The organism is Nocardioides ginsengisoli, assembly GCF_039537225.1.
GTDB lineage: Bacteria > Actinomycetota > Actinomycetes > Propionibacteriales > Nocardioidaceae > Nocardioides > Nocardioides ginsengisoli.
In genome coordinates, this window is sequence record NZ_BAABAC010000040.1 from 1 (window position 1) to 24,383 (window position 24,383).

At 72.7% G+C, this 24,383-nt stretch carries 31 protein-coding genes and 4 tRNA genes; 21 read left to right on the forward strand and 14 right to left on the reverse strand.

All coding sequences use genetic code 11. The features are described 5' to 3' along the window. Positions 1–144: 144 nt before the first annotated feature. Entirely contained in the window at positions 145–1,077 is a 933-nt protein-coding gene (locus tag AB4880_RS20465; RefSeq protein ID WP_367921239.1) for a LysR family transcriptional regulator, read from the reverse strand. Then, the gene (locus tag AB4880_RS20470) at positions 1,026–2,228 is read right to left on the reverse strand and encodes an MFS transporter (protein WP_367921061.1); all 1,203 of its coding nucleotides are present in this window, start codon (positions 2,226–2,228) and stop codon (positions 1,026–1,028) included. Before AB4880_RS20470 ends, AB4880_RS20465 begins: the two co-directional genes overlap by 52 nt. A 152-nt stretch (positions 2,229–2,380) precedes the next feature. Between AB4880_RS20470 and AB4880_RS20475 the strand changes: the two genes are divergently transcribed. From AB4880_RS20475 to AB4880_RS20485, 3 genes are all read left to right on the forward strand, one after another. Beyond that, positions 2,381–3,658: a D-arabinono-1,4-lactone oxidase gene (locus AB4880_RS20475; protein ID WP_367921062.1), complete on the forward strand. Its 1,278-nt coding sequence runs from the start codon at positions 2,381–2,383 to the stop codon at positions 3,656–3,658. Then, positions 3,655–4,875: an alanine racemase gene (locus AB4880_RS20480; protein WP_367921063.1), complete on the forward strand. Its 1,221-nt coding sequence runs from the start codon at positions 3,655–3,657 to the stop codon at positions 4,873–4,875. The genes AB4880_RS20475 and AB4880_RS20480 overlap by 4 nt, the downstream gene beginning before the upstream one ends. Positions 4,876–4,986: 111 nt before the next feature. Then, positions 4,987–5,763 (forward strand): mechanosensitive ion channel family protein, encoded by a 777-nt coding sequence (locus tag AB4880_RS20485; RefSeq protein ID WP_367921064.1) that lies wholly within the window; start codon positions 4,987–4,989, stop codon positions 5,761–5,763. Positions 5,764–5,802: 39 nt separating this feature from the next. On the opposite strand, the gene AB4880_RS20490 is transcribed toward AB4880_RS20485, so the two are convergent. The 3 genes from AB4880_RS20490 to AB4880_RS20500 form a co-directional block, all read right to left on the reverse strand. After that, positions 5,803–6,018 carry a DUF6458 family protein gene (locus AB4880_RS20490; RefSeq protein ID WP_367921065.1) on the reverse strand — a complete coding sequence of 72 codons (216 nt, stop codon included), beginning with the start codon at positions 6,016–6,018 and terminating at the stop codon, positions 5,803–5,805. A 253-nt stretch (positions 6,019–6,271) separates the two neighbouring features. Beyond that, positions 6,272–6,619 (reverse strand): hypothetical protein, encoded by a 348-nt coding sequence (locus AB4880_RS20495; protein ID WP_367921066.1) that lies wholly within the window; start codon positions 6,617–6,619, stop codon positions 6,272–6,274. Positions 6,620–6,629: 10 nt separating this feature from the next. Beyond that, the gene (locus tag AB4880_RS20500) at positions 6,630–6,896 is read right to left on the reverse strand and encodes a hypothetical protein (protein ID WP_367921067.1); all 267 of its coding nucleotides are present in this window, start codon (positions 6,894–6,896) and stop codon (positions 6,630–6,632) included. A gap of 226 nt (positions 6,897–7,122) precedes the next feature. Here AB4880_RS20500 and AB4880_RS20505 point away from each other — a divergent pair, with 226 nt between their 5' ends. From AB4880_RS20505 to AB4880_RS20550, 10 genes are read left to right on the forward strand one after another with little or no spacing between them, the layout of a single operon-like run. Beyond that, the gene (locus AB4880_RS20505) at positions 7,123–7,809 is read left to right on the forward strand and encodes a hypothetical protein (protein WP_367921068.1); all 687 of its coding nucleotides are present in this window, start codon (positions 7,123–7,125) and stop codon (positions 7,807–7,809) included. Between the two features lie 5 nt (positions 7,810–7,814). Next, positions 7,815–8,987, forward strand: a complete 1,173-nt coding sequence (locus AB4880_RS20510; RefSeq protein ID WP_367921069.1) for an SRPBCC family protein — start codon at positions 7,815–7,817, stop codon at positions 8,985–8,987. Positions 8,988–9,038: 51 nt separating this feature from the next. After that, the gene (gvpJ, locus tag AB4880_RS20515; RefSeq protein WP_367921070.1) at positions 9,039–9,461 is read left to right on the forward strand and encodes a gas vesicle protein GvpJ; all 423 of its coding nucleotides are present in this window, start codon (positions 9,039–9,041) and stop codon (positions 9,459–9,461) included. Further along, complete coding sequence (locus AB4880_RS20520) at positions 9,458–10,228, forward strand: GvpL/GvpF family gas vesicle protein (RefSeq protein ID WP_367921071.1); 771 nt, start codon at positions 9,458–9,460, stop codon at positions 10,226–10,228. Before gvpJ (AB4880_RS20515) ends, AB4880_RS20520 begins: the two co-directional genes overlap by 4 nt. Next, positions 10,219–10,464, forward strand: coding sequence for a gas vesicle protein GvpG (locus AB4880_RS20525; protein WP_367921072.1), 246 nt, complete (start codon positions 10,219–10,221; stop codon positions 10,462–10,464). Before AB4880_RS20520 ends, AB4880_RS20525 begins: the two co-directional genes overlap by 10 nt. Next, complete coding sequence (locus tag AB4880_RS20530; RefSeq protein WP_367921073.1) at positions 10,457–10,834, forward strand: gas vesicle protein GvpO; 378 nt, start codon at positions 10,457–10,459, stop codon at positions 10,832–10,834. Before AB4880_RS20525 ends, AB4880_RS20530 begins: the two co-directional genes overlap by 8 nt. After that, positions 10,831–11,184 carry a gas vesicle protein gene (locus AB4880_RS20535; RefSeq protein ID WP_367921074.1) on the forward strand — a complete coding sequence of 118 codons (354 nt, stop codon included), beginning with the start codon at positions 10,831–10,833 and terminating at the stop codon, positions 11,182–11,184. Before AB4880_RS20530 ends, AB4880_RS20535 begins: the two co-directional genes overlap by 4 nt. Next, positions 11,171–11,941: a GvpL/GvpF family gas vesicle protein gene (locus tag AB4880_RS20540; RefSeq protein WP_367921075.1), complete on the forward strand. Its 771-nt coding sequence runs from the start codon at positions 11,171–11,173 to the stop codon at positions 11,939–11,941. Before AB4880_RS20535 ends, AB4880_RS20540 begins: the two co-directional genes overlap by 14 nt. Beyond that, on the forward strand, positions 11,938–12,129 hold the full coding sequence (gene gvpJ, locus AB4880_RS20545) for a gas vesicle protein GvpJ (RefSeq protein ID WP_367921076.1): 192 nt from the start codon (positions 11,938–11,940) through the stop codon (positions 12,127–12,129). The genes AB4880_RS20540 and gvpJ (AB4880_RS20545) overlap by 4 nt, the downstream gene beginning before the upstream one ends. Next, positions 12,126–12,434, forward strand: a complete 309-nt coding sequence (locus AB4880_RS20550; RefSeq protein ID WP_367921077.1) for a gas vesicle protein K — start codon at positions 12,126–12,128, stop codon at positions 12,432–12,434. The genes gvpJ (AB4880_RS20545) and AB4880_RS20550 overlap by 4 nt, the downstream gene beginning before the upstream one ends. A gap of 9 nt (positions 12,435–12,443) precedes the next feature. On the opposite strand, the gene AB4880_RS20555 is transcribed toward AB4880_RS20550, so the two are convergent. Further along, a complete protein-coding gene (locus tag AB4880_RS20555) occupies positions 12,444–13,784 on the reverse strand; it encodes a pyridoxal phosphate-dependent decarboxylase family protein (protein WP_367921078.1) in 1,341 nt (446 codons plus the stop codon). Then, positions 13,715–14,500 carry a helix-turn-helix transcriptional regulator gene (locus tag AB4880_RS20560; protein WP_367921079.1) on the reverse strand — a complete coding sequence of 262 codons (786 nt, stop codon included), beginning with the start codon at positions 14,498–14,500 and terminating at the stop codon, positions 13,715–13,717. The genes AB4880_RS20555 and AB4880_RS20560 overlap by 70 nt, the downstream gene beginning before the upstream one ends. Positions 14,501–14,989: 489 nt before the next feature. On the opposite strand from AB4880_RS20560, the gene AB4880_RS20565 reads away from it, so the two are divergent. Further along, positions 14,990–15,062 (forward strand) — tRNA-Lys (locus AB4880_RS20565). Positions 15,063–15,192: 130 nt separating this feature from the next. Here AB4880_RS20565 and AB4880_RS20570 read toward each other — a convergent pair. Further along, positions 15,193–15,627 carry a Fur family transcriptional regulator gene (locus AB4880_RS20570; protein ID WP_367921080.1) on the reverse strand — a complete coding sequence of 145 codons (435 nt, stop codon included), beginning with the start codon at positions 15,625–15,627 and terminating at the stop codon, positions 15,193–15,195. A 176-nt stretch (positions 15,628–15,803) separates the two neighbouring features. Between AB4880_RS20570 and AB4880_RS20575 the strand changes: the two genes are divergently transcribed. Continuing rightward, the gene (locus tag AB4880_RS20575) at positions 15,804–16,778 is read left to right on the forward strand and encodes a hypothetical protein (protein WP_367921081.1); all 975 of its coding nucleotides are present in this window, start codon (positions 15,804–15,806) and stop codon (positions 16,776–16,778) included. A 12-nt stretch (positions 16,779–16,790) separates the two neighbouring features. On the opposite strand, the gene AB4880_RS20580 is transcribed toward AB4880_RS20575, so the two are convergent. Beyond that, positions 16,791–17,321 carry a GNAT family N-acetyltransferase gene (locus AB4880_RS20580; protein WP_367921082.1) on the reverse strand — a complete coding sequence of 177 codons (531 nt, stop codon included), beginning with the start codon at positions 17,319–17,321 and terminating at the stop codon, positions 16,791–16,793. 74 nt (positions 17,322–17,395) lie between these two features. Here AB4880_RS20580 and AB4880_RS20585 point away from each other — a divergent pair, with 74 nt between their 5' ends. Further along, the gene (locus tag AB4880_RS20585) at positions 17,396–18,046 is read left to right on the forward strand and encodes a PaaI family thioesterase (RefSeq protein ID WP_367921083.1); all 651 of its coding nucleotides are present in this window, start codon (positions 17,396–17,398) and stop codon (positions 18,044–18,046) included. A 78-nt stretch (positions 18,047–18,124) separates the two neighbouring features. On the opposite strand, the gene AB4880_RS20590 is transcribed toward AB4880_RS20585, so the two are convergent. Then, on the reverse strand, positions 18,125–19,615 hold the full coding sequence (locus tag AB4880_RS20590) for an NAD(P)/FAD-dependent oxidoreductase (protein ID WP_367921084.1): 1,491 nt from the start codon (positions 19,613–19,615) through the stop codon (positions 18,125–18,127). A gap of 221 nt (positions 19,616–19,836) precedes the next feature. On the opposite strand from AB4880_RS20590, the gene AB4880_RS20595 reads away from it, so the two are divergent. Genes AB4880_RS20595 through AB4880_RS20605 form a run of 3 tightly spaced genes read left to right on the forward strand, consistent with a single transcriptional unit; the run spans position 19,837 to position 21,542 of the window. Further along, a complete protein-coding gene (locus tag AB4880_RS20595; protein WP_367921085.1) occupies positions 19,837–20,817 on the forward strand; it encodes an ATP-binding protein in 981 nt (326 codons plus the stop codon). 9 nt (positions 20,818–20,826) lie between these two features. Further along, complete coding sequence (locus AB4880_RS20600) at positions 20,827–21,219, forward strand: fluoride efflux transporter FluC (protein WP_367921086.1); 393 nt, start codon at positions 20,827–20,829, stop codon at positions 21,217–21,219. Then, positions 21,216–21,542, forward strand: a complete 327-nt coding sequence (locus AB4880_RS20605) for a CrcB family protein (RefSeq protein ID WP_367921087.1) — start codon at positions 21,216–21,218, stop codon at positions 21,540–21,542. Before AB4880_RS20600 ends, AB4880_RS20605 begins: the two co-directional genes overlap by 4 nt. 7 nt (positions 21,543–21,549) lie before the next feature. Here the strand turns inward: AB4880_RS20605 and AB4880_RS20610 are convergent, their stop codons facing one another. Together AB4880_RS20610 and AB4880_RS20615 are read right to left on the reverse strand one after the other, a co-directional pair. After that, the gene (locus AB4880_RS20610; RefSeq protein WP_367921088.1) at positions 21,550–21,906 is read right to left on the reverse strand and encodes a metallopeptidase family protein; all 357 of its coding nucleotides are present in this window, start codon (positions 21,904–21,906) and stop codon (positions 21,550–21,552) included. Positions 21,907–22,028: 122 nt separating this feature from the next. Continuing rightward, positions 22,029–22,102: transfer RNA gene (locus AB4880_RS20615), tRNA-Asp, on the reverse strand. A gap of 310 nt (positions 22,103–22,412) precedes the next feature. On the opposite strand from AB4880_RS20615, the gene AB4880_RS20620 reads away from it, so the two are divergent. Next, the gene (locus tag AB4880_RS20620) at positions 22,413–22,949 is read left to right on the forward strand and encodes an ImmA/IrrE family metallo-endopeptidase (RefSeq protein ID WP_367921089.1); all 537 of its coding nucleotides are present in this window, start codon (positions 22,413–22,415) and stop codon (positions 22,947–22,949) included. Positions 22,950–23,031: 82 nt separating this feature from the next. Here the strand turns inward: AB4880_RS20620 and AB4880_RS20625 are convergent. Next, a tRNA-Glu gene (locus tag AB4880_RS20625) sits at positions 23,032–23,104 on the reverse strand. Positions 23,105–23,260: 156 nt separating this feature from the next. Here AB4880_RS20625 and AB4880_RS20630 point away from each other — a divergent pair. Next, positions 23,261–23,337 (forward strand) — tRNA-Phe (locus tag AB4880_RS20630). A 55-nt stretch (positions 23,338–23,392) separates the two neighbouring features. Here AB4880_RS20630 and AB4880_RS20635 read toward each other — a convergent pair. Next, entirely contained in the window at positions 23,393–24,379 is a 987-nt protein-coding gene (locus tag AB4880_RS20635; protein WP_367921090.1) for an amidohydrolase family protein, read from the reverse strand. Between the last annotated feature and the right edge of the window lie 4 nt (positions 24,380–24,383).

Below are 24,383 nucleotides of genomic sequence, written 5' to 3' on the forward strand. Positions count from 1 at the left end.
GACAGGGGTGTACCGGCAACAACCGCTGGCCGACAGCGAGCCGCAACCACCCACCTCAACCACCGCGGCGCGCCACCACGCCATCGATAAAAAGAACCCCGCACCGCGCCCACCGCAACCGCTCGGCGCAGTACCCCCGAGAGCCTAGAGCCGCCCCCGCTGCTCGATCCGCTCGACGATCCCCCGCTCCCGATCCCGTACGGCGAGCACGGTGTCGACGAAGCGCGCGACCACCGGCGAGCGCTCCCCGACATGCCAGCCGAGCGCGACCGTCGAGCCCGGCCAGTCCTCGATCGGCAGGAACCGGATGCCGGGCGAGGGCGCATAGGCGATCACGGCTGCACCGGTGACGCCGATGGCGGCGCCCGCGGCGACGAGCGAGGTCTCCTCGGTGACCGAGGAGACCGCCACGAAGCGGCCGGGCTGGTCGCGGGCGGCGTACAGGCCCCAGAAGGCGCGGTAGACCTCGTCGGTCGTGTCGGAGAGCGTCAGCGGGTGGTCGATCAGGTCGCGCGCCGAGACCGACGTCCGCGCGGCCAGCGGGTGGCTCTCGGCGACCATCGCGACGACCGGGTCGACGAAGAGCTCCTCGGTCTCGATCCGCTGCGTGCCCTGCGGCAGCCGGATGAAGGCGACGTCGGTGACGCCCGACGCGAGGCCGGCCGAGGGGTCGTTGGCGGGAAACTCCCGCATCTCGACCTCGACGTCCGGGAACGCCTCCCGGTAGGCGGCCATGATCGGGCCGGTGAGCTCGAGCGCGGCGCCGGGGATGAAGCCCAGGCGGAGCCGGCCGGTCAGCACGCGACTCGTACGACGGGCCGCGGCGACCGCGTCATCGAGCCGGCCGAGCACCTCCCGCACCGCTTCGGCGAACGCCTCGCCCGCCGGGGTCAGCGCCACCTTCCGCGTGGTCCGCTCGAAGAGCCGGACGCCGAGCTCGTCCTCGAGCTCCTTGATCTGGCGGCTCAGGGCCTGCTGCGTGAGGAACACGCGGGCGGCCGCGCGGCTGAAGTGCAGCTCCTCCGCTACGGCGACGAAGTAGCGGAGCTTGCGGGTCTGGAGGTCGATGTCCGTGATGCTAGGGCATCCGGTCGCGGGAGGGCCGGGAGCGCCAGCAGGGTGATCGCGGCGAGCAGCAGGAAGGCGCCGAGCGGCGCGTGGACGAGGGTTCCGGCGACGCCGGTGACCACGAGCGCGCCGAGCTGGCCGGCGAGCCAGACCAGGCCGGCGGCGATGCCGGCGGCGGGCCCGGAGGCACGCTCGCTGATCTCGAGCACGATCGGCAGCGCGGGCAGCAGCAGCACGCCGATGACCACGAAGCTCACCAGTCCGGTGCCGAGCCCGGGCGCGAACCCGAGCAGCAGGCAGCCCACCACGGTGACCAGGACGCCGGCCAGGACGGCCTGGCGCTGGCGGCTGCGCGCGGCCGCCCAGACCGGTACGACGGCGCAGCCGACCACGCCCGCGGTCACGTTGAGGAGAAGCAGCAGCCCGGCCTGGTCGGCGCTGACGCCGGCCGGCTCGAGCAGCGGCTGACCCCAGGTGGTCAGTGCCGTGAACGTGCCGAACGGGATCGGCACCAGCAGGCACATCCGGCGCACGACCGGGTTGCGCCAGGCGTCGCGGAAGTCGCGGAGCCCGGCCGGCGCCAGTTCGGGCAGGAAGCCGGGCCGCGCCCGCAGCGCGACGAGCAGCACGCCGGCGGCGAGCACCGCGGCGACCGCACCCACGACGAGCGCGGTGTGCAGGCTGACGACGGTGCCGAGCAGGAAGGCGGCGATCATGCCGGCGAAGGTGCTGGCCGAGGCGGCGGCGATGCCCTTCGGCCGGTCCTCGGGGCGCAGGTAGCGCGCGGGCACTGCGGACGTCGCGGTCACGACGAGCGGCTGGGCGAGCGCGACCAGCGTCTGCCCGGCCAACGCGGTGCCGAAGTCGTCGCCGGCCAGGCGCACGCAGGCGCCGAGGGCGGTGAGGATCGCGCCGAGCGCGAGCGTCGGGCGCAGCCAGCGGTCGAGGGCGAGGCCGGTCGGGATGGCCAGCACGACGTACCAGAGCGGGAAGACGTTCGCGAGCCAGCCGATCGCCGCCTCGGAGACGCCGTAGTGGTGCGCGGCGACGGTCGTCACCGGCGCATAGGTGAGCCAGAGCAGCTGGGTCACCGCGCCGACGACGGCGAAGGCGGCGAGGACGGCCCAGCGTGAGCGCGGGCCCGGGACGGTGTCGGCCATGGGTGAAGCGTGACGCCGATCACGGCACCGGTGAAACACCAACCGGAGCCCGATTGACAACCGTTGCGATGTGGGTCGGACCCGATTCTCGTGCTTCACCGCGACGCCGGAGCGGGGCATCGTTCCTGGCAGGCCGAACCGAGGGAGTGAACATGTGGAGCAACTGGACCGGCGACCAGAGCTGTAGCCCGGCCCGCCGCGCGGAGCCGTCGTCGGTCGCCGAGGTCGCGGCCGTCGTGCGCGAGGCCGCCGCGCAGGGCCAGGGCGTCCGGGTCGTCGGCGCGGGCCACGCGTTCGGCGACAACGTGCTCACCGACGGCACCCTGATCTCGCTCGACCGGCTCTCCGGCATCCAGGTCGTCGACCGGCCCGCCGGCCGGGTCCGCGTCAGCGCCGGCACCCGTCTGTTCCGGCTCAACGAGCTGCTCGACGACCACGGCCTCGCCCTCGCCAACCTCGGCGACATCAACGTGCAGAGCGCCGCCGGCGCCATCTCCACCGCGACCCACGGCACCGGCGCGAAGCTCGGCAACCTGGCGACGCTCGTCGAGTCGATGGAGCTGGTCACCGCCGACGGCTCGATCGTCGAGCTCAGTGGCGAGGACCTGCGTGCCGGCCGGGTCAGCGTCGGCGCGCTGGGCGTCGTGACGGCGTACACGCTGCGGGCGGTGCCATCCTTCCGGCTGCACGAGCGCCGCGACCGCCTGCCGCTGACGCAGGTCCTCGCCGAACTCGACGCCTACGCCGACGGCAACGACCACTTCGAGTTCTTCGTCTTCCCGCACGCCCCCGACGCGCTCACCAAGGAGCTCAACCGCACCGAGGCGCCGATCAAGGCGAGCGGCAGGGCCAAGGCGTACGTCGACGAGGTGATCGTCGAGAACCGGATCCTCGACCTGGTCTGCCGCGCCGGACGCCGCTTCCCGTCGGCGATCCCGCGGCTCAACCGGATGGTCACCGGGCTGGCCGGCGCGTCGGAGCGGGTCGACGTCAGCCACCACGTCTTCTCCAGCCCGCGCCTGGTGCGCTTCACCGAGACCGAGTGGGCGTTCCCGCGGGAGGCGTGCGCCGACGCGCTGACCGACATCCTGGCGCGCATCGACCGGCGCCGGCTCGACGTGAACTTCCCGCTGGAGGTGCGCTTCGTCGCCGCCGACACCGAGTCGATGCTGAGCCCGTCGTACGGCCGGCCGACGGCCTATATCGCCGCGCACATGTACGCCGGCATGCCGTGGCAGGAGCTCTTCACCGAGGTCGAGACGGTCGCGGCCGCCTACGGCGCCCGCCCGCACTGGGGCAAGCGGCACACGCTCGGCGCCGACACCCTGAGCGGGCTCTACCCCGAGTTCGAGGAGTTCCGCGAGGTGCGCAAGCGGCTCGACCCCACCGGCGTCTTCGCGAACGCCCACGTCGAGCGGCTCTTCGGATGACGCCCACCCAGGCCCTCGACGTCGCCTCGATCTCCGCGACCACGAGCAGCTTCCCCGAGCTGGAGGCGGCGACCGCCGAGCTCGAGACGCCGTACGCCGTCATCGACCTCGGCGCCCTCGCCGCCAACGCCCGCGCGCTGACCACGCGGGCCGCCGGCAAGCCGGTGCGGCTGGCGACGAAGTCCGTGCGCTGCCGCGCGATCAGCGACGCCGTCCTCGACCTCGACGGCTATGCCGGCGTGCTCGCGCTGACCCTGCCCGAGGCGCTCTGGCTGGCGGAGTCGTGCACCGACGTCGTGGTCGGCTATCCGTCGGTCGATCGCGCCGCCCTGCGCCGGCTGGCGGCCGACGAGACGCTCGCGTCGCGGGTGACGCTCATGGTCGACTCGATCGAGCAGATCGACTTCATCGAGTCGACCGTGCCGGTGGGCGCGCCGCCGATCCGGGTCTGCCTCGACCTCGACGCGTCGCTGCGGCTGCTGCAGGGGCGGGTCCACCTGGGCACCCGCCGCTCCCCCGTCCACACGCCGGAGGCGGCGGGCCGGCTGGCCCTCGCGATCACGGCCCGGCCGCGGGTGCGGCTGGTCGGGCTGATGGCCTACGAGGGGCAGGTCGCCGGGCTCGGCGACAACACCGGGTCGCGGCTGCACCAGCTGCAGATCCGCGCGGTGCAGGCGCTCTCGATCGGCGAGCTGGCCCGGAGACGGGCCGCCGCCGTGGCCGCCGTACGGGAGGTCGTGGAGCTGGAGTTCGTCAACGGCGGCGGCACCGGCAGCATCGAGTCGACCGTCGCCGAGGACGCCGTCACCGAGGTCGCCGCCGGCTCGGGCCTCTACTGCCCGACGCTCTTCGACGGCTACCGGCGCTTCCGGCCGCGGCCGGCGGCGTACTTCGTCACCAGCGTCGTACGCCGTCCGTCCCCCACCATGGCGACCGTGCTCGGCGGCGGCTGGGTGGCGAGCGGCGTCCCCGCACCCGACCGGCTGCCCAGCCCCGTGTGGCCCACCGGACTCGCGCTCACCGGCCTGGAGGGGGCCGGCGAGGCGCAGACCCCGCTCGCGCACGGGGGCGAGCTGCGGGTCGGCGACCGGGTGTGGTTCCGGCACGCGAAGGCCGGCGAGCTGTGCGAGCGCGTCGACACGTTGCACCTGGTGCACGAGGGGCGGCTGGTTGCCTCCGTGCCGACCTACCGGGGCGAGGGGCGGGCCTTCCTGTAGCGCCCCACCCGTCTGCCTGACCCGACCGGAGGTACTGCCCAAGCACGACATGGGGACACAACCACACCGGGGGGACACCTCATGCACATCTCAGACAGTTTCCAGAACGCGATGGACAGGTTCATCGGGTTCCTGCCGAATCTCATCGGCTTCCTGGTCCTGCTGGTGATCGGCATCATCGTCGCCAAGCTGGTCCAGGTCGCCGTCCGCAAGGCGCTCGACATGTCGGGCATCGACGGCCACCTCGAGCGCTCCCACTCCCACGCCTTCGTCGCGCGGGTCATGCCGGGGATGGGGGTGGCGCGGGCCGTCTCGCTCGTCGTCTTCTGGTTCATCCTCGTGTTCTTCGCCGTCGCCGCGGTCACCGCCTTACAGGTTCCGGCTCTGACGACGTTCATGAACCAGGTGCTCGCCTACCTGCCGAACGTCCTGGTCGCCATCGCGATCTTCGTGATTGCCGCGCTGTTGTCGACGGCCCTCGCGACCAGCCTCACCCGGATGATGGGCGACACCGCGACCGGACGGATCATCGCCGTCGTCGTGCCCGCCGTGGTGATGGTCGTGGCGCTGTTCATGATCCTCGAGCAGCTGCGGATCGCGCCCGAGATCGTGCGGATCGCCTTCGCCGCGACCATGTTCGCGCTGGCGCTCGGACTCGCCCTGGCCTTCGGCCTCGGCGGACGGCCGGTCGCCCAGCGGGTGCTCGAGGAGGCCTACGCCCGTGGCCGTGAGGAGGCCGAGCGGGCCCGCCTGCACCGTCGTACGGCGGCCGCGTCGACCACGACCCAGCGCTACGACGTCCGCGCGGACTCGACCGGCACGGCCGAGACGCCGGCCGGCGGCCGCTACGCCCGGGAACGGGAGGACCCGGGCGCAGCGGGTCGCTGACGACGCCGCGTCAGACTGACCGGGATCAGGCGGTCCCGGTCAGTCGATCTCGTCGACGCCGTCGCGGCGGCGGACCACGGTCCGTCGCCGCCACGGCGGCGCATAGATCAGCGACAGCACGATCGCGAGCGCGCCCGCGAGGATGAGGATCCATCCGAGGGCGTGCTCGTCGACGTTCTTGATGTCGACGGTGATCACGTCCGTCTCGAGGACGAGTCCGGCGATGAGCAGGATGATGCCGAGTCCGATGTACATGGTCCGCCGGTACCCGCTGGGATTTCCGCCAGACCTCTGCGGCGCCTCAGCGGAAGTCGACCGAGCCGCAGCCGTCGCACGCGTACTCCGCGGCCGCAGCGCCATCCTCGAGATGGACGACGACCAGGTGCCACTCATGCTCGTGCACCAAGTGCCCCGTCAACGTCACCCCCGGACAGTACCCCGCCCGAGCGGCACGACACCTGCGTCGACGGCCGGTTCTGGCTGGGTCTCGCGGGATTCGGGCCCGACCTCAGGGCAGTCGCTCCGCCACGGCATCCTTGGCCTTCGACGCCTTCTTGCCCATGCTCTTGCTGGCGTTCTTGCGGGCCTTCCGGCCCGACCTGCGGGCCTTCTTGCCCTGCTTGCGGGCCTTCTTGCCCACGTCCTGGCCCTGCTGCTGCAGCTCCTCCAGCGGATGCCGCACCGGGTGCGGGATCACCAGCCGCCCGGCGAGACCGAACACCTTGCGCGCCAGGTAGAGCACCGGCAGACCCACCGGCGCCAGGACCAAGGTGACCGTCAGGAGCACGCCGACCAGCCCGAGCAGTCCGCCGACGATCCAGAGGAGACTCGCGAGCGTCCAACGCAGCAGCTTCATGGCGCGCTCCTCAGACCGACTGGGCGACTTCGACCAGATGGGCCATCATCGAGACGCTCGGGAACCGCGCCTCGCTGACCTTCTCCATCAGCACCGCCGCGTAGGCGGGCCTCTCCTCCGGCGTCAGGAGCTGCTCGAGCAGCACCATCATCGGCAGGGACGGGAAGGGGTCGTCCGCGATCTTCTCCAGCAGCATGTCGACGATCCGCGCGCGTACGTCGTCCTCGTCGCCGTGGTTGCCGTTGCCGTGTCGGTTGCCGCGGTTCTGGTCGTCCATCGTGCTCCCCCTAGGAATGGCCGTTCTCGGGCCTGTTCGGTACCCCGCACCACCCCCGCGGATGCGCCCGATCCGACCGTCTCGGCCTCCTTATCCCCCATATGGGGTAAGCCTCGGCGTCCTTGCCGTTCGTAGCCGAATGCCGCCCCGGTGGCGGGGTACGGCGCTCCCACGAGGGAGGCGGTCACGACCTGTACTCGGGGGGAGTGCATCGTGACCGAACGAGATGTCTGCCAATTCGAAGATCGCCCTGGCCGTCGCCGGGGGCTACCTGCTGGGGCGCACCAAGAAGCTGCGCCTCGCCGTCTCACTCGCCGGCCTGATGGCCGGGCGAAAACTCGCCACCAACCGGCAGCTGCTGGCCCAGGGGTCGAAGCTCATCGAGAGCAATCCCCAGCTCAAGCAGCTGCAGAACCAGCTCACCGGGCGGCTGATGGACGTCGCCAAGGAGGCCGCGATGGTCGCGGCCGCCGGACGCGTCGAGTCGATCACCGGGCGGTTGCAGGCGAGGGGCGCCGAGGACGAGGACGACGAGACCGACGAGGACTACGACGACGCGCCGGAGGACGAGACGTCCGACGCCGAGGCCGAGCCGGACGACGAGGCCGAGGACGAGGACGAGGACGAGGACGACGCCGAGGCCGAGGCCGAGGAGCCGGCCCCGCGGCGGCGTACCCGACGGAGCGCCGCGAAGCGGGCCCCGGCGAAGAAGACCGCCGCTCAGAAGACCCCGGCGAAGAAGGCCCCGGCGCGCAAGTCCGCGCCTGCGAAGAAGACCGCGGCGAAGAAGACCGCTCCCGCGAAGAAGTCCGCCGCGAAGAAGACGGCGTCGAGCCGATCCTCGGCCCGGAAGTCGACCAGCGGCTCACGCCGTACCGCTGCGAAGACGTCCTCCTCCGGCTCGAGGCGGTGATCGCGATGGCGAGCAGCACGGGTCGCGATCGGCTGAAGTCCGCGGGCGGCGGCTTGGCCCAGGCGCTCACCGAACGGGCGGCGAGCTCGATCGGCGACAAGCTGTCGGGCCTGACCGACCGGCTCGAGGACGTGGTGTCCGGCAACTCGTCGGGGAACGGCGGTGGATCGGGCCTTCTGGGGGGAGGCGTGGTCACCGGCGCGCTCAAGGGCGCGGCCGGCTCCGCTGTCGGGGCGGTGAAGGACAAGATCCCCGGCCTCGGCGGCGGGTCCGGCTCCTCCGGCTCCTCCGACGTGGCCAAGGCCACCAACATCATCGAGGAGATCGACGTCGGCGTCCCGGTCCGGACGGCCTACAACGAGTGGACCGAGTTCGGCCGCTTCCCGACCTTCATGAAGAAGGTCGAGACGGTCGAGGCCGAGGAGGACACCAAGCTCACCTGGCGGGCCCAGATCGTCTGGTCCCACCGAACGTGGGACGCGACCATCATCGAGCAGGTCCCCGACGAACGGATCGTGTGGCGCTCCACCGGCAAGAAGGGCCACGTCGACGGCGCGGTCACCTTCCACGAGCTGGCCCCGAATCTCACCCGGATCCTCGTCGTCCTCGAGTACCACCCGCAGGGCCTCTTCGAGCGCACCGGCAACCTCTGGCGCGCGCAGGGCCGCCGCGTCCGCGCGGAGCTGCGCAACTTCCAGAACCACGTGATGACCTCCGCCGTCCTCGATCTGGACGGCGCCGAGGGCTGGCGCGGCACGATCCAGGACAGCGAGGTCGTGGAGTCCCACGAGGACGCGATGGCCGCTGAGGAGGAGTCGCAGGACGAGTACGACGACCAGTCCGAGGACCAGTCCGACGAGGAGTCCGACGAGGGGCCCGTCGAGGAGCCGGAGGACGAGTACGAGGACGAGGAGTCCGACGAGGAGTCCGACGAGGAGCCCGACGAGGAGTCCGACGAGGAGCCCGAGGACGAGTACGAGGACGAGGAGTCCGACGAGGAGCCCGAGGACGAGTACGAGGACGAGGAGCCCGAGGACGAGTACGAGGACGAGGAGCCCGAGGGCGAGTACGAGGACGAGGAGCCCGAGGGCGCCGACGAGTACGAGGACGAGGACGAGTACGAGGAAGAGGAGCAGCCCGAGCCGGCTCGCTCCCGCTCGCGGCGCCGCGCCAGCTGACGCACCCCGACCCCCACCCGAACCACCTGATCTGGAGGCAAGGCAGTGACCGTGCAGACGACCCAGCGCCGCGGTGGCGGCTATCTCGAACGTCCCGCCCCGAGCGGCCTCGCCGACGTCATCGACGCGATCCTCGACAAGGGCATCGTGATCGACGCGTACGTGCGCGTCTCGCTCGTCGGCATCGAGCTGCTCACGATCGACGCGCGCATCGTGATCGCCAGCGTCGACACCTACCTGCGGTTCGCCGAGGCCACCGGCCGGCTGGACCTCTACGAGAAGGGCGGCAAGGACCTCGGCGAGATGGTCCACGACCTGCAGCAGTCCGGCGCATCCGGCAAGGCCCAGGGCGCGGTCGAGGGCGTCAAGCGCGCGCTCACCGGCGGGGGCAAGAAGGACGATGACGACGAGGAGAAGGAGCGCCGCCCGGCCCGCCGGCCCGCCAGCCGCCGACGCTCCGACGACGACCGATGAGCGCCGAGCTCGCCACGGCCGTCGATCCGGCCGCAGGTCCCCAGCCCCTCCTCGTGTACGGCGTCGTCCGCTCCGCCGACACGGGCGCTGACCGGCTCGACGGCCTCGCCGCCGAGCTGGTCGACGCCGGCGGCCTCGCCGCCGTCGTGGGCGAGGTCGACCCGGGCCGCATGCGGGTCCGCCGGGCGGACCTGCTGGAGTACAACTCCGTCCTCGACACCCTGGCCGGGCGCGGACCCGTGGTCCCCGTCCGCTTCGGCTCGGTGCTCCCGGATCGGGAGGCCGTCGCCGAGTTCCTCACGCAGCAGCGCGACCAGCTCGCGGCGGCCCTCGACCACCTCACCGGCCGTCGGCAGTACAACCTGCGCGTCTCCTACGTCGAGGAGGTCGTGCTCGCCGAGCTGGTGGCCGAGGACCCGGAGATCCGCGAGCTGCGCGCCCGCACGGTCGCGGCGCCCGGGCCGGCGTCGTACGGCGACCGGGTGCGGCTCGGCGAGCTGGTCGCGCGGGCGCTGGAGAACTGGAGCGTCCAGGACGGGCAGGCGCTGCTCGCCCGGATCGCCCCGGACGTGGCGGCGTACCGGGTGCGCAGCACGTCGTCGGCCACGCAGGTCCTCGACGTGGCCCTGCTCATCGACGACGCGCGCGCCGAGGAGGTCGTCGACCGCCTCGAGGATCTCGCCCGCGAGCACCGCGACAGCCTGCGGATGCGCCTGGTCGGCCCGCTCGCGGCGCACGACTTCGCGAAGGACGCCGGATGGGCCTGATCACGGGCATCCTCACCTTCCCGCTCGCTCCCGTGCGCGGGACGGTCGCCGTCGCCGACCAGATCCTGCGCCATGCGGAGGATCGCTACTACGACCCGGCCGCGATCCGCCGTGAGCTGGAGGAGGTCGACCGGCTGCGCCAGGACGGCCGGATCGACGAGGACACCGCGGTCGCCTGGGAGGACGAGCTGGTCGAGCGGCTGATGATCGGCCAGGAGCGGAACCGCCATGGCTGACGCCGAGCGAGCACCCGAGCGAGCACCCGAGCGCACACCCGAGCGGGCCGAGAAGAGGCCGGCCGCGAAGGCGCCTGCGGCCAAGCGCACGCAGCCGCGCCCGTCCCGGATCTCCGGGGCCGAGGCGGCCCTGCGGGGCGCGCAGCAGCTGGCCGCGCTGACCGGGCGGACCTTCGAGGGCATCGTCGGGTTCGCCAAGGACGGCGACGGCTGGTCGGTCGAGGTCGAGCTGCTCGAGATGCGGCGGATCCCCGACACCACCGACGTCCTGGGCGTCTACGAGCTCGACCTCGACCGGACCGGCGACCTGGTCGGCTACCGCCGCGTCGACCGCTACCTGCGCGGCGCTGCCGGGGAGGGTGAGCGATGAGCGAGACGCCGAGCACCCGGTACGCCGACCTGGCCCCCTCCGGCTACCACGGACGCCCCGAGCCGGCGTCCCTCGCCGACATCCTGGAGCGGGTCCTCGACAAGGGCATCATCATCGCCGGCGACATCCGGGTGAACCTGCTGGAGATCGAGCTGCTGACGATCAAGCTGCGGCTGCTCGTCGTCTCGGTCGACAAGGCCGAGGAGATGGGCATCGACTGGTGGCGCCACGACCCGATGCTCACCGTCGGCGAGCGCGGGATGGCCGAGGAGAACCGGCAGCTGCGCGAGCGGGTCGCCGAGCTGGAGGGCCGGTCGGGCCAGGAGGAGCGCGACGATGAGCGAGCCTGAGACCGGCCGCTACCTGTACGCCGTGTGCCGCGGCCTCGACCCGGCCGTCGTGCGCGAGGTCACCGCGCTGTACGCCGCGCCGCTCGAGCTGGTCGCCCACCAGGACCTCGCGGCCGTCGTCTCCACCGTCCCGATGGCGGTGTTCGGCGAGGAGGCGCTGCGCCGCAACCTCGAGGACATGACCTGGCTGGAGGACGTCGTCCGGCTGCACGACGACGTGGTGCGCGCGGTCGCCGTCCGGGCACCGACGGCGCCGATGCGCCTCGCGACGGTCTGCTTCGACGACGCGGCGGTGCGCGCCCGGCTGCGCGCGATGTACATCGACCTCAGCCACGTCCTCGACCGGGTCGAGGGCTGCTCGGAGTGGAGCGTGAAGGTGCTGGCCCCGCCCGACGAGCTCGCCGAGGCGCAGGTCGCGGCCGCGGCCCCGTCGAGCGGCGCGGACTACCTGCGCCGCAAGCAGACCGAGGCGAGGCGGCGCGCCACCCGCGACGACTCCGCGGCCGATGCCGCGGCCCGGATCCACGACGAGCTGGCCCGGCTCTCCCGCGCCAGCCGCCGGCTGCCGCCGCAGGACCCGCGGCTGTCCGGGCTGCGCGGCACGATGGTCCTCAACGCCGCCTTCCTCGTCCCGGACGCCGACCGCGCGAGCTTCGCGACCCTGCTCGACCAGCTGCGGGCCGACGGCGGCGAGGTGGTCGTCGACGCACGCGGGCCGTGGCCGCCGTACTCCTTCGCGATGCTGGACGCGCGGTGACGCCTGAGCGCACCCCGGCCCGCGACCTGGCGCCGGTCGCCCTCGTCGACCTGCTCGACCGGCTGCTCGGCACCGGCGTGGTCGTCGCCGGCGACGTCGTCGTCTCGCTCGCGGGCGTCGACCTGGTGGAGATCCGGCTGCAGCTGCTGATCAGCTCGGTCCGCGCGCGGATGGAGCCGAGCTCGTGACCGGTGCGACCGGGGGCCGCCACCGGGCCGTCGTCCCGCAGCGCCTGGAGACCGACGCCGAGGCGATCGAGCGCGACCTGCTCAAGCTCGTGCTGACGATCATCGAGCTGATCCGCCAACTGATGGAGAAGCAGGCGATCCGGCGGCTCGACGAGGGCGACCTCAGCGACGCGCAGATCGAGGGCCTGGGCAACGGCCTGATGCGGCTGGAGCAGGCGATGAACGACCTCAAGGACCGCTACGGCCTGTCGACCGAGGACCTCAACATCGACCTCGGCCCGCTCGGCACGCTGCTGCCCGAGTGACTCCCTTGCTCAGCCGCGGTCGTCCGCCAGCCCGGCGAGGACCGCGTCCACGTCGGCGGCGGAGGTCAGCGGGTTGACGAAGCACAGCCGGAGCACGGTCTCGCCGGCGAGCGTCGTCGGCGTGACCAGTGCCAGCCCCTGGCCGTGCACCTGCTGCGACCACCGCCGGTAGTCGTCGGGTGCCCAGCCGCGGCGCCGGAAGAGCACCACCGACAGCCCCGGCTCGGTGGCCAGCTCGAGCACCGGGCTCGCCTCGATCCGCCGTACGGCGTCGCGCGCGGTCGCCAGGCAGGTCGCGACCGCGTCCGCATAGGCCTCGACGCCGTTGGCGACGAGCGAGAGCCACAGCGGCAGGCCGCGGGCCCGGCGGGTCAGGTGCACCGCATAGTCGGACGGGTTGTCGTGGTGCTGCTCCGTGACCGGCTCGAGGTAGGCCGCGCGCTGTTCGTGGGCGGCCCGGGCGACGGCCGGCTCACGGTAGAGCACGCCGGCGCAGTCGAAGGGCGTGAACAGCCACTTGTGCGGGTCGATGGTGACCGAGTCGGCCCGCTCGATGCCCGCGAAGAGCGGGCGCAGCTCGGGAACGAGGAGCGCGCCGCCGCCGTACGCCGCGTCGACGTGGAGCCAGATGCCGCGCTCCGCGCACACCGCGGACAGCTCGTCGAGGGCGTCGACCACGCCGTTGTTGGTAGCCCCGGCCGTGGCGACGACCGCGACGACGGCACCCGGGTCGAGGGCGTCGAGCACCGGCGTCAGGTCGGCCGCCCGCAGCGGCACGTCCGGTGAGCCGGCCGACACGACTGAGCAGCCCATGATCCCCGCCGCGGCGGCGATCGACGCGTGGGCGGCGGCGCCCGCGACGATGGTGCCGGGCAGCGCACCGTCCGCCGTACGACGGGCGTGGCGCGCGGCCACCAGCGCGCTCAGGTTGGCGAGCGAGCCCCCGCTCACGAAGACGCCGTGGGCCTGCGGCGGATAGCCGACCAGGTCGCAGAGCCAGCGGGCCGCCGCCCGCTCGGCGGCCACCACCGCGCCCGCCTCGAGCTCGCTGCCGCCGTAGACCGCTGCCGCGGAGAGCGCGGCGTCGGCGAGGACGGCGGCCGCCGTCGGCGCTCCCCCGACGAACGCGAGGTAGCGGGGATGGTCGGCCGGGAAGACCGTCGGCAGCACCTGGTCGCGCAGCACCTCCCAGGCCGCCTCGATCCCGATGCCCGTCGGGCCGACCGCGGGCAGCCGCGGCCGGTCCGCGCCCGCGACCACGCCGCGCCGCCCGGAGCGGCTCAGCCGGCCGGCGATCCAGTCGGCGACGGCAGCGAGGACCCGGCGCTCATCCGGGGCGAGCTCGTGCACGAGGACCGATCGTAGGGCCGCGGCTCCCGGCGCGCTCCGTCCGGGACCGCCGGCTGCCACCGGGCGCGGTAGGCGATGCTGACCGCAGCCAGCTGCGACGTGACGCCGAGCTTGCGCAGGATCGAGCGGACCTGGGTCCGCACGGTGGCCTCGGCGACGACATTCACCTCGGCGATGTCGCTCACGCTGTCGCCGTACATGAGGTGGGCGAGGACCTCGCGCTCACGCTGGGTCAGCGACGCGAGCTGCTCGCGCGACGCCCGCCGCGCGCTGCGCTCGCGCTGGTACAGCTCCATCAGCCGGTGCCGCTCCTCACGCGGCATCAGCTCCTTGCCGGACGCCAGCGCACTGAGCCCGTCGAGCAGCGTGTCGAGCCGCACGGACGTCGCGACGACGCTGTGCGCGCCGAGCCACAGCCACTGCCCCCAGCGGGCCCGGTCGACGTCCTCGGTCAGGACGACGACGAGCACGCCCGAGTTGCTCAGGGTCCGCAGCACGACTGCGGTGTCGCTGCTGTCGGCCTCCGGCTCGACCAGCAGGATCTCGGGCCGCGCGCGCTGCAGCACCTGCAGCATGCGGGCCGGCGGCAGTGTCTGCTCGTACGGCGTGATCCGGTGGACCTCGTGACCGGCGCGCGTGAGCGCCAGCTCCAGGGTCTCCGCGAACAGCTCGTGGCGAGCGAGCACGGTGATGCGGGAAACGCGTGTGGGGCCCATCGGGCCACCCCCTCCGAGTCGGCGTTCCGCGGTTCCAGGGCGGAACCGGGAGCGGGGAGGTGATAGGGCCTCACGAAGAGACAGGCGCACGCCAAGGAGACATCAGAATGGTCATCACTCGGCGGCACGGATCCGGCACCGCTTGTTTGCCACGCCCGGACGCATCCGCAGATGCCCTCGAGCGCCGACTCCCCCGCCGGATCGGTATCCACCCTAGGCGCCGTACCCGGCGGCGTTCACGAAGTCTCACGAAATGTCGACAAGTTCATCCGATCGGACGGCCCCGACCGAGACGAAGTCCCGGCTCGAGGGCGTCTCACGCTGCCACCACTCCCCCGAGCGCGGCTCGTCAGGGAGGTATCCCCGCTCGGCGAGGCGACGCCGCCTCGACCGATCCGCCGCTCCGACCCGAGGGCGAGCCCGCAGACGACGGCGACGGGGCGGCCGGTACCGAGACTCCCCGGCCGGCACGGCATACTGAGCCCCCGGGGGCCCCTAGCTCAATTGGCAGAGCTGAGGACTTTTAATCCTTAGGTTGTGGGTTCGAGTCCCACGGGGCCTACTGCAGTCGGCACCCGCCGGCGTCACTGCGACACGACCGCTCCTCGGCGGCCCCGGCACGCTCGTCGTCCTCACGGCCGACGGCACGCCGTCCGACGAGATCGGCTACGTGCGCGCCGACGACGAGACGGTCAGCGCGATGCGCTTCCACGGTCGGCTCGGGCGGCGCATTCCGCGCACAGCCCCATGAGCTCGACCGTGTGACTGACCTCCGAGAACCCGTGCTCCTCGGCGACTGCGTGCGCCCACCGCTCGACCGCGGACCCGGTGATCTCGACAGTGCGGCCGCACGAGCGGCAGACCAGGTGGTGGTGGTGCGAGTCGCTGCACCGGCGGTACGTCGCCTCGCCCGCCGGGTTGTGCCGGACGTCGACGTCGCCGGTCTCGGCCATCGCCTGCAGCGTGCGGTAGACGGTGGCCAGGCCGACCTTGTCGCCCGCCTGGCGCAGGCTGTCGTGGATCTCCTGGGCGCTCTGGAAGTCGGTCGCCGCGGTCAGCGCATCGGTGATCGCGCGGCGCTGCCGGGTCGGCCGGAGCGCGGGCGAGCGGGACTCGGTCTCGGGCACCTGACCTCCTCGAGGGACTGGGAATCGCTCTCAAATCTACCGGCTCGACCCGCGGACGTCGTAGTCCGTCCGGTCCCGGCCCGCCGGGACCACCGGCACGGCCCGTCCGAACGAGGGACGGCGGCGCTACCGGCCGGTACCCTGAGCGGCGGGAGAGGGAAGGAAGGGACTCCGTCATGGGGAGCAGTGACGAGTTCGGGCCCGACACGGAGACGATCCGTGCCTGGCTGAACAAGCGCGCCACCTATGCGAAGGACGCCCGGGTCACCGGCGCGCCGCGCGGGGGCGCGCCCGCGCCGACTCCTGCGCCGACCCCTGCGCCGACCCCTGCACCGACTCCCGCGCCCGAGCCGCCCGCCGCCCGCGTCGACGGCACCACCGCGGGCCGTTCCGTGCTCGACGCGCTCGGCGTCGAGGCGCCGCCCGAGCCGCCGTCCCGGATCGCCCATGTCGACCTCGACAGCACCGACCTCGGCCGGTCCGTCGTCGACGCGCTGCGCGCCGACGCACCCCGCCGCGCCAAGCCCGAGCCGAAGCCCGAGCCGACACCCGAGCCGAAGCCGGCCCCGCGGACGGCGGTCCGGATGACCACACCGCCACCCGAGCCGATCGTCGCCGCCGACCCGCGCCCCGCTCCCCCGCCGCTGCACACCACGCCGCCCGAGATCCGCCGCGGGCGCTGGACCGAGCCCGCCGACAACCTCACCGCGCTCAACGCCAGCACCGACGCCGACTTCCCGGCCCGGGGCGGCGTACGCCGCACGCTGTCGATCGTCCTGCTGTCGGTGCTCGTCGCGACCGGCGTCGCGTCGTACGCCGCGGCGAAGTCACCCACCACCGCCACCCTCGGCGTCGCCGCGACGCTCGGCTTCCTGCTGCTCGTCGTCTGGGCGGTGCGGGCGGGCAGCACCACCACCCAGCTCTCGATCCGCCGCGGTCAGCTGACCATCCGGCGCAACGGCCAGTCCGAGCTGATCGACGTCGGGGCGGCGTACACCCCGATCGCGATCGTCGGCGAGCCCGGCGAGCGGCGCTGGACCGTGCTCATCGAGCGCGAGGGCCTGCCGCTGGTGGTGATCACCCGGACCATGGTCGACCCGCACTGGTTCACCACCGTGCTCTACCGGCTGCGCCCCGAGCTGCGCCCCTGAGCAGCCGGGATCCTAGGCAGTCGGGATCCAGAACCGCAGCTTGCCGTCCCGTTCGTCCTCGAGCACCCCGCCGCCGGACAGGATGGTCCGCCGCGACGCCTCGTTGTCGGCCTCGCAGGTGACCAGCACCCGGTCGAGGCCGAGCCCCGCCGCCGCCCGCACACCCAGCGCGAGCGCGCGCGACGCGTGTCCCTGACGGCGAGCGGACGGCTTCACGCCGTACCCGATGTGGCCGCCCTGCTCGAGCAGCCACGCGTTGAGCGTGTGCCGCAGGTGCAGGAAGCCGACCAGCTCGTCGTCGGGGCGGCCGTCGTCGGCCGCGATCCAGAAGTACGTCGACGCGACCCGCGTGCCGTCGAGGTCAGCAGTCGACGTCACCTCGGTCATGGTCACGTAGGCGTCGCACCCGGCCTGGGTGGGGACCGGTGGCCCCTCGAGCTGCCAGTAGCCGGAGCCGTGCATCTCCTCGACGCCGTCGAAGTCCTCGATCATCGCGGCCCACTGCTTCCAGCGGGCGGTGTCCGGTGCCACGAGCGCGGTCATGTCCCCATCCCATCATTCCGACGCAACGGCATTTCCCGGAGCCCCGAACGAGAACGTGTTCTACCCTGGCGGACATGACCGTCCACTTCCCCGAAGACGCCGCGTCCGACCCGGGCGCCGCCGAGGACGCCGCGACCTGGCGCCCGCTGGCCGAGGCCGCGCGCGAACTGGTCGACCTGTGCGTGATGTCGGACGTCGACGCCGAGGAGGTCCGCGCAGCCCAGGCAGACATCGAGGCGGCGGTCGCGCGCCTGCGCAAGGTACGGCGCGCCCAGACCATGGGCATGGAGTACCTCGCCGCCGGACGCCGACGCCCCTGGGGCAACCCGGTCATCGGCCTGCGCAACCCGATCGCCCCGCCGCTCGTCGTCCACAGCGACCCCAGCGGGCGGGTGGAGAGCGACTTCCACTGCGGCGCGGCGTACGAGGGCCCGCCGGGACTGGTCCACGGCGGCATGGTCGCGCTCATCCTCGACCAGATCCTCGGCCACGCCGTCGGCGCGGCCGGGCGCCCCGGCATGACCGGGACGCTGACCCTCGTCTACCGGCGCGGGACGCCGCTGGGCGACCTGCGCGCGGAGGCGTGGGTCGACCGCGAGGACGGCGTGAAGACGTGGGCCAAGGCCCGCATGATCGGCCCGCAGGGCGTGACCTGCGAAGCCGAGGGCGTCTTCATCCTGCCGCGCGCGGTGCGCGAGCGGCTCGGACTTCCTGACGGAAACTAGCGCTTCCTGACGGTTGCAACCGTCAGGAAGCGCAGGAATCCCCGCTGAAGCGGGGATTCCTGCAGCCGGGCGACAGCGTCAGCCGCCGACCTTCACCCCACGCTTGTTCTCGTCGGACAGCCGCGCCTCCTCGGCGGCGACCTGCTCGAGCTCGGCCCGGCGCAGCGCCTCGTCGAACTGCCCCGGCTCGGAGACCAGGTCGGTCGCACCGCGCGCGAGCCGCTGCAGCGCCACCCGGGCGAAGATCTGCTGCTCGGTCGAGGTGCGCTCGGAGCGGCCCTTGCCGATGAACGAGACGAACCAGTGCATGACCGCCGTGACGCGGTTCTTGAAGCCGGTGATGTAGAAGAGGTGGACGACCAGCCACATCAGCCAGGCCAGGATGCCGGTGAGCCGCAGCTTGCCGACCATCGCGACCGCGCGGAAGCGGCTGATGATCGCCATCGAGCCCTTGTCGAAGTACTTGAAGGGGCCCTGCGCGGGCTTGCCCTGCAGCCGGCCCTCGATCTCCTTGGCGGCGTACTTCGCGCCCTGGATCGCGACCTGCGCGACCCCCGGGAGGTTGTCGAGCGAGATCATGTCGCCGACCACGAACACCTCGGGGTAGCCCGGCAGGGTGAGGTCGGGGTTGACCGAGATCCGCCCGGCGCGGTCGAGCGGGGCGCCGGTCTGCGCGGAGAGCTGCTTGCCGAGCGGGTTCGCCTGGACGCCGGCGGCCCACACCTTGGCGATCGCGTCGATGCGCTTCTCGCTGCCGTCCTTGTACTTGACGGTCAGGCCGCGCTCGTCGACCTGGGACACCAGCGCGCCGAGCATGACCTCGACGCCGAGCTTCTCGAGCTTCTCCTGGGTCCACTTGCCGAGCTTGTGGCCGAACGGCGGCAGCACCTGCGGCGCCGCGTCGACCAGGATGACGCGCGCGTGGCGGGTCGAGATCGCGCGGAAGTCGCGGGTCAGCGTGCGGTGCGCGAGCTCGGCGATCTGGCCGGCCATCTCGACACCGGTCGGGCCGGCGCCGACGACGACGAAGGTGAGCAGGTGGTCGACGTTCTCACCGCGGGCGGCGCCGAGCTCGGCCATCTCGAAGGCGCCGAAGATCCGGCCGCGCAGCTCGAGGGCGTCGTCGATGCTCTTCATGCCGGGGGCGAACTCGGCGAAGTGGTCGTTGCCGAAGTAGGACTGGCCGGCGCCGGCGGCGACGATCAGCGAGTCGTACGGCGTCACGAGCTCGCGGCCCAGGACGTGGGAGGTGACCAGCCGGTTCTCGAGGTCGATGCCGGTGACCTCGCCGAGCAGCACCTGGGCGTTCTTCTGGCCGGCCAGGACCTCGCGGGTCGGCGGCGCGATCTCGCCCTCGGAGAGGATGCCGGTCGCCACTTGGTAGAGCAGCGGCTGGAAGAGGTGGTGGGTCGTCTTCGCGATCATCGTGACGTCGACGTCGGCATCCTTGAGCTGCTTGGTGCCGAACAGGCCACCGAAGCCGGAGCCGATGACCACGACCTGGTGACGGTCGGAGCGGGGAACGATGACGCGATCGGGCAGGTCCGGCTGGGTGTCGCCTGCTGCCATGGCTTCCTCCTGGGCGCTTCGGTTGGACGACGCTGTGGTGTCCTCTCGGTGCCCATTGTTCCGTGTCGTGTACGGGGCGCCCAATCCGAGGTCGCGGTCTGGTCGATCACACTCCTTGCGAACCCTCTTCTGGGGGCGCGAAAGACGTTGGTTTAGGGCAGGATCGAGCGGGGTATCGCACTCGGGATCGGGACCTCACCCACTCCCTGGAAGGTTCATCAGTGCAGAACCGGCAGACCCTGGACCTGGCCCCCGGGCCACGCATCGTGCACGACGCACGACGCTGGGTGGTCCAGACCTGTCAGCAGATCGGCCGCGACGACGTCGCCGACTGCGCCGAGCTCGCCGTCTCCGAGCTGGTGACCAATGCCGTCCTGCACGGGCTGCCCCCGGTACGCCTCCAGCTGCGCGGCACTGCCGAGCACCCCCGCTTCGAGGTCCACGACGCCTCGACCATCGCGCCGCAGCCGGCCACGCAGGGCGGCGGCTTCGACCTCGACGCCTTCGACCTCGACGCCTTCGACGCCCTCGACGAGGAGCAGCTCGCCGCGCTGACCACGGTCGGGCGCGGCCTCGACATCGTCTCGCGCGCCTCGACCGCGTGGGGCGCGGAGATCGAGGAGGACGGCAAGGCGGTCTGGTTCGAGCCTGCCGCCGAGCTCTCCGAGAGCGCGGGAGCGCCCTACCAGCTGACCCACAGCGCGCCGCCGCTTGCCGAGGACCACACCCGGGTCGGCGAGGTCGCCGTCCAGATCAACGGCGTGCCGGTCGTCGACTTCGGCCGCTTCCAGCGCCACTACCGCGACCTGCGCCGCGAGATCCGCCTGCTCGCGCTGGCCCACGAGGACGACTACCCCCTGGCCAAGGTGCTCTCCGAGCACTTCGACGCGCTCGAGCGTCCGCTGCGCTCCAACATGGGCCGCGAGCAGGTCGACACGGCCTACGACGAGGGGCGCTCCACCGTCGACCTGCGACTGCGCATGCCCCGCGAGGCGGCACGCCAGATCGGCGGCCTGGTCGACCTGCTCGACGCCGCCGACGAGTTCTCCCGCGCGCAGCGGCTGCTCACCGCGCCGCGCTCGCCGGACCAGCGTGCGTTCCAGATCTGGTTCCTCGGCGAGTTCCGCCGACAGTCGGTCGGCGCGCCGCCGGTCGCCTGGCAGGGCAGTGCCGGCTCCGGCGCGCCCTCACGCGCTCTCTAACCTGGCGGCATGACCCCGTCCCCGCGCGTGCTCCTGGCGGTGGCCGCGGGCGGCGCCGTCGGCGGCCTCGCGCGCTACGGGCTGACCCGGCTCGCGGCCGACGGCACCGGCTTCCCGTGGACGACCTTCGCGATCAACCTGTCCGGCTCGATGCTGCTCGCCGCGCTGCTGCTCCTCCCCCTCGCCCGCCAGTCGCCGATCTGGGCGGCGGCGCTCGGCCCCGGCGTCCTCGGCGGCTACACGACCTTCTCCGCCGCCTCCGAGCAGACCCGCGACCTGCTCGACCGCGGCTGCTACGGACTCGCGGCCGGCTATGTGCTCGGCTCGCTCGCCGCCTGCCTGGTCGCGGTCTCCGTCATCGGCCGGCTCGCTCCGCCGCTGCCCGAGGAGGACGAGCTGTGACGGCTCTCCTCGTCGCGCTCGGCGCGGCCGTCGGCGCCGCCCTGCGCTACTACCTCGGCCAGCGCCTCGACGGCCACTGGCACCACGGCACGCTCACCGCGAACACCCTCGCCAGCCTGCTGCTCGGCGCCTGCGTGGGCTGGTCGCTCGACGGCACCGGGCTGGCGCTGCTCGGCACCGGCCTCTGCGGCGGGCTGTCGACGTACTCCTCGCTCGCGGTGCAGACCCGCGACCTCGGCGTGGTGCGCGGCGCGATCTATGCCGGCGCGACGATCGCGCTCGGGCTGGGCGCGGCGGCGCTGGGGTACTGGGCGGCGCGTTGAGCCGGGGTCAGGCGTAGCCGAGGTCGTGCAGCCGGTCGTCGTCGATGCCGAAGTGGTGGGCGACCTCGTGGACGACGGTGATCCGGATCTCCTCGGCGAGCTCGTCGGCGTCGGCACACATGTCGAGCAGCGGGCGGCGGAACAGGAAGATCCGGTCGGGCAGCTGGGGCAGCATCGAGCCGTCGCGCTCGGTGAGCGCCACGCCGTCGTAGAGGCCGAGGAGGTCGTCGGGCTCGTCGTCGGGCGGCTCGTCCTCGACCAGGACCACGACATTGCTGACCAGCCGGGCGAGCTCGTCGGGGATCTCGTCGAGGGCACGGTCGACGAGGGCGTCGAACTCCTCGGGGCTCATCTCGACCGGCACGCTGCCATTGTGCGGGATCGCCCCAGGGGCCAGCGGCTCGGGCCTCGCACCCGAAGGACGTGAGAAAAACACATCAGGCGGCTTGTTCCGCGTTTCCGCAGATCCAAGCCGCCTGATCCTTGCGACCCTGACGAGACTCGAACTCGCGACCTCCGCCGTGACAGGGCGGCGCGCTAACCAACTGCGCTACAGGGCCAGATTTCGCTTTGCACTTGTCGTGCGCAGCGGATGGAACTCTAACCCATGGGCGGTCACAGCACCCAATCGGGAGCGCACCCGTGAAGATCGGGGTGGACCGCGGGGTAAACCGGCGGGGGGACCGCGGGCTGGACCGCAGGGTGGACGCCGGGGTCGACACCGGGGACTTCCGGCCCCACCACCCGGGATCATCGGATGTCTGGTCCAGGACTCCGGCCCGATCCGCTCAGGTCGCCCCGAGGTGCCCCGACCGGTGGGGGAAGCGCCCGCTTGGTTGGTGAGCGGGCTCATCTCGAGGAGATTCACCGATGCCCCTTCCCCCCGACCTGACCATCGACGAGATCCGCGCGACCGCCCGGCGCGATGCCGACCGGATCCTGCACGACCACTGGCCCTCCCGTACGACGTCCGTCGACCCGCGCGCCATCGCGCACGCCCTCGGCGCCCGGGTCCGCACCGCCCCCCTCGGCGAGCACGCCTGGGGAATGCTCGTCGGCCAGGCCGACGGCGTCGACCTCGTCGTCGACGACCACGGCTCCGAGCTGCGCTCGCGCTTCGCCTGCGCCCACAAGATCGGCCACCTCGTCGAGCGCGGCGGGGCCATCTCCCCGCAGGAGGCGCTCACCGACATGCGCTCCGCCCACCATCGCACCCGCGCCGAGGAGACCTACGCCAACGAGTTCGCGGTGGCGCTGCTGCTGCCCGAGTCCCCCTTCCTCGCCGCCCGCGCGAACGGCGACGACGACGTCGCGATCGCCCGGAGGTTTCTCGTGCCGCCGGTCGCCGTGCGGTGGCGGGGCATGCACCTGCGCCGGGAGGGGAAGGCCGCGCGGCCCGCGGCCTGAGCCGGGATCGGGCGGACTCGCTCCGCGCGCCGAAGCCCCCGTGATGCACGAGGCCCTGCTCGTTCGAGCAGGGCCTCTGTCGTACCCCCAACCGGATTCGAACCGGCGTACCCGCCGTGAAAGGGCGGTGTCCTAGGCCGCTAGACGATGGGGGCCCGCCGCGGTGGCACGAGGCCGTCGCGGCGCGGGCCAGCATAGTCCCCCGGCCGCACGGCCCACTCATCGCGCGCGCGGGCGAACACCGGACGACGTCCGGATGTCGCGCCGCTTTCGCCCCTGGGCCCACCCTCCGGTAGGGTTGGCGACTGCTTGGGCAGGTAGCTCAGTTGGTACGAGCGATCGCCTGAAAAGTGATAGGTCGGCGGTTCGACCCCGCCCCTGCCCACCAGCACGACGAAACCCCGCCGGGTGATCCCGGCGGGGTTTCGTGTCTGTCGAGCGAGCTAGAGCCCGAGGAAGCGCTCGGCGTTGCCGAAGCGCAGCGCCGCCCGGTCGGCGTCGCTGAGGAAGTCGGCGTCGTCGACGACCTTGCCGACCGGCCGCTCCCCCAGCGGATAGGGGTAGTCGCTGCCGACCATGACCTGCTCGACGCCGAGCGTGTCGACGAGGGTGCGCAGGGCGCGGGGGTCGAAGACGACGCTGTCGACGCTGAACCGGTTGACGTACGACGACGGCGGCTCCGCCGAGGTCGCGATCAGGTCGGGGCGCCGGTGCCAGGCGTTCTCGAACCGGCCGAGCCAGAACGGGAACGAGCCGCCGCCGTGAGCGAAGCAGATCCGCAGCGTGTCCGGGACCTTGTCGAAGACGCCGCCGAGGATCATCGCCAGCACCGACAGGTGGGTCTCGGCGGGCATGCCGGCCAGCCAGCGCGCCATCCAGCGCTCGAGACGCGGCGAGGACGCCATGTCCCACGGGTGCACGAAGACCGGTACGCCGGCGTCCGCGGCGTGCTGCAGGAAGGTCACGACGCCGCCGTCGTCGAGGTCGCGGTCGCCCACGTGGTTGCCGATCTCGACTCCGTGGTGCCCGGCCGCGACGGCGCGGTCGAGCTCGGCGCAGGCGAGGTCGGGGTCCTGCAGCGGGACCTGGGCGAACGGCAGCAGCCGGTCGCCGCCGGGCTCGCAGATCTCCAGCGCCAGGTCGTTGAAGATCCGGCAGACCGAGGCGGCCTGGGCGCCGGGCAGGTCGTAGGAGAAGAAGACCGGCGTCGGCGAGACGACCTGCCGCGCGACCCCGTCGGCGTCCATGTCGGCGAGGCGTACGCCGGCGTCCCAGCAGTCGCTCTGGATCCGGCGGAACTCGCTGTCGCCGACCAGGATCATCGCGTCCCGCTCGGAGTCGACGCGCAGCCAGGGCTGTCCCTCGCCGAGGTCGGGCCAGCCGCGCGGGACGTAGTGGGTGTGGACGTCGACGGTGCCACGTGGGTCCATCGAC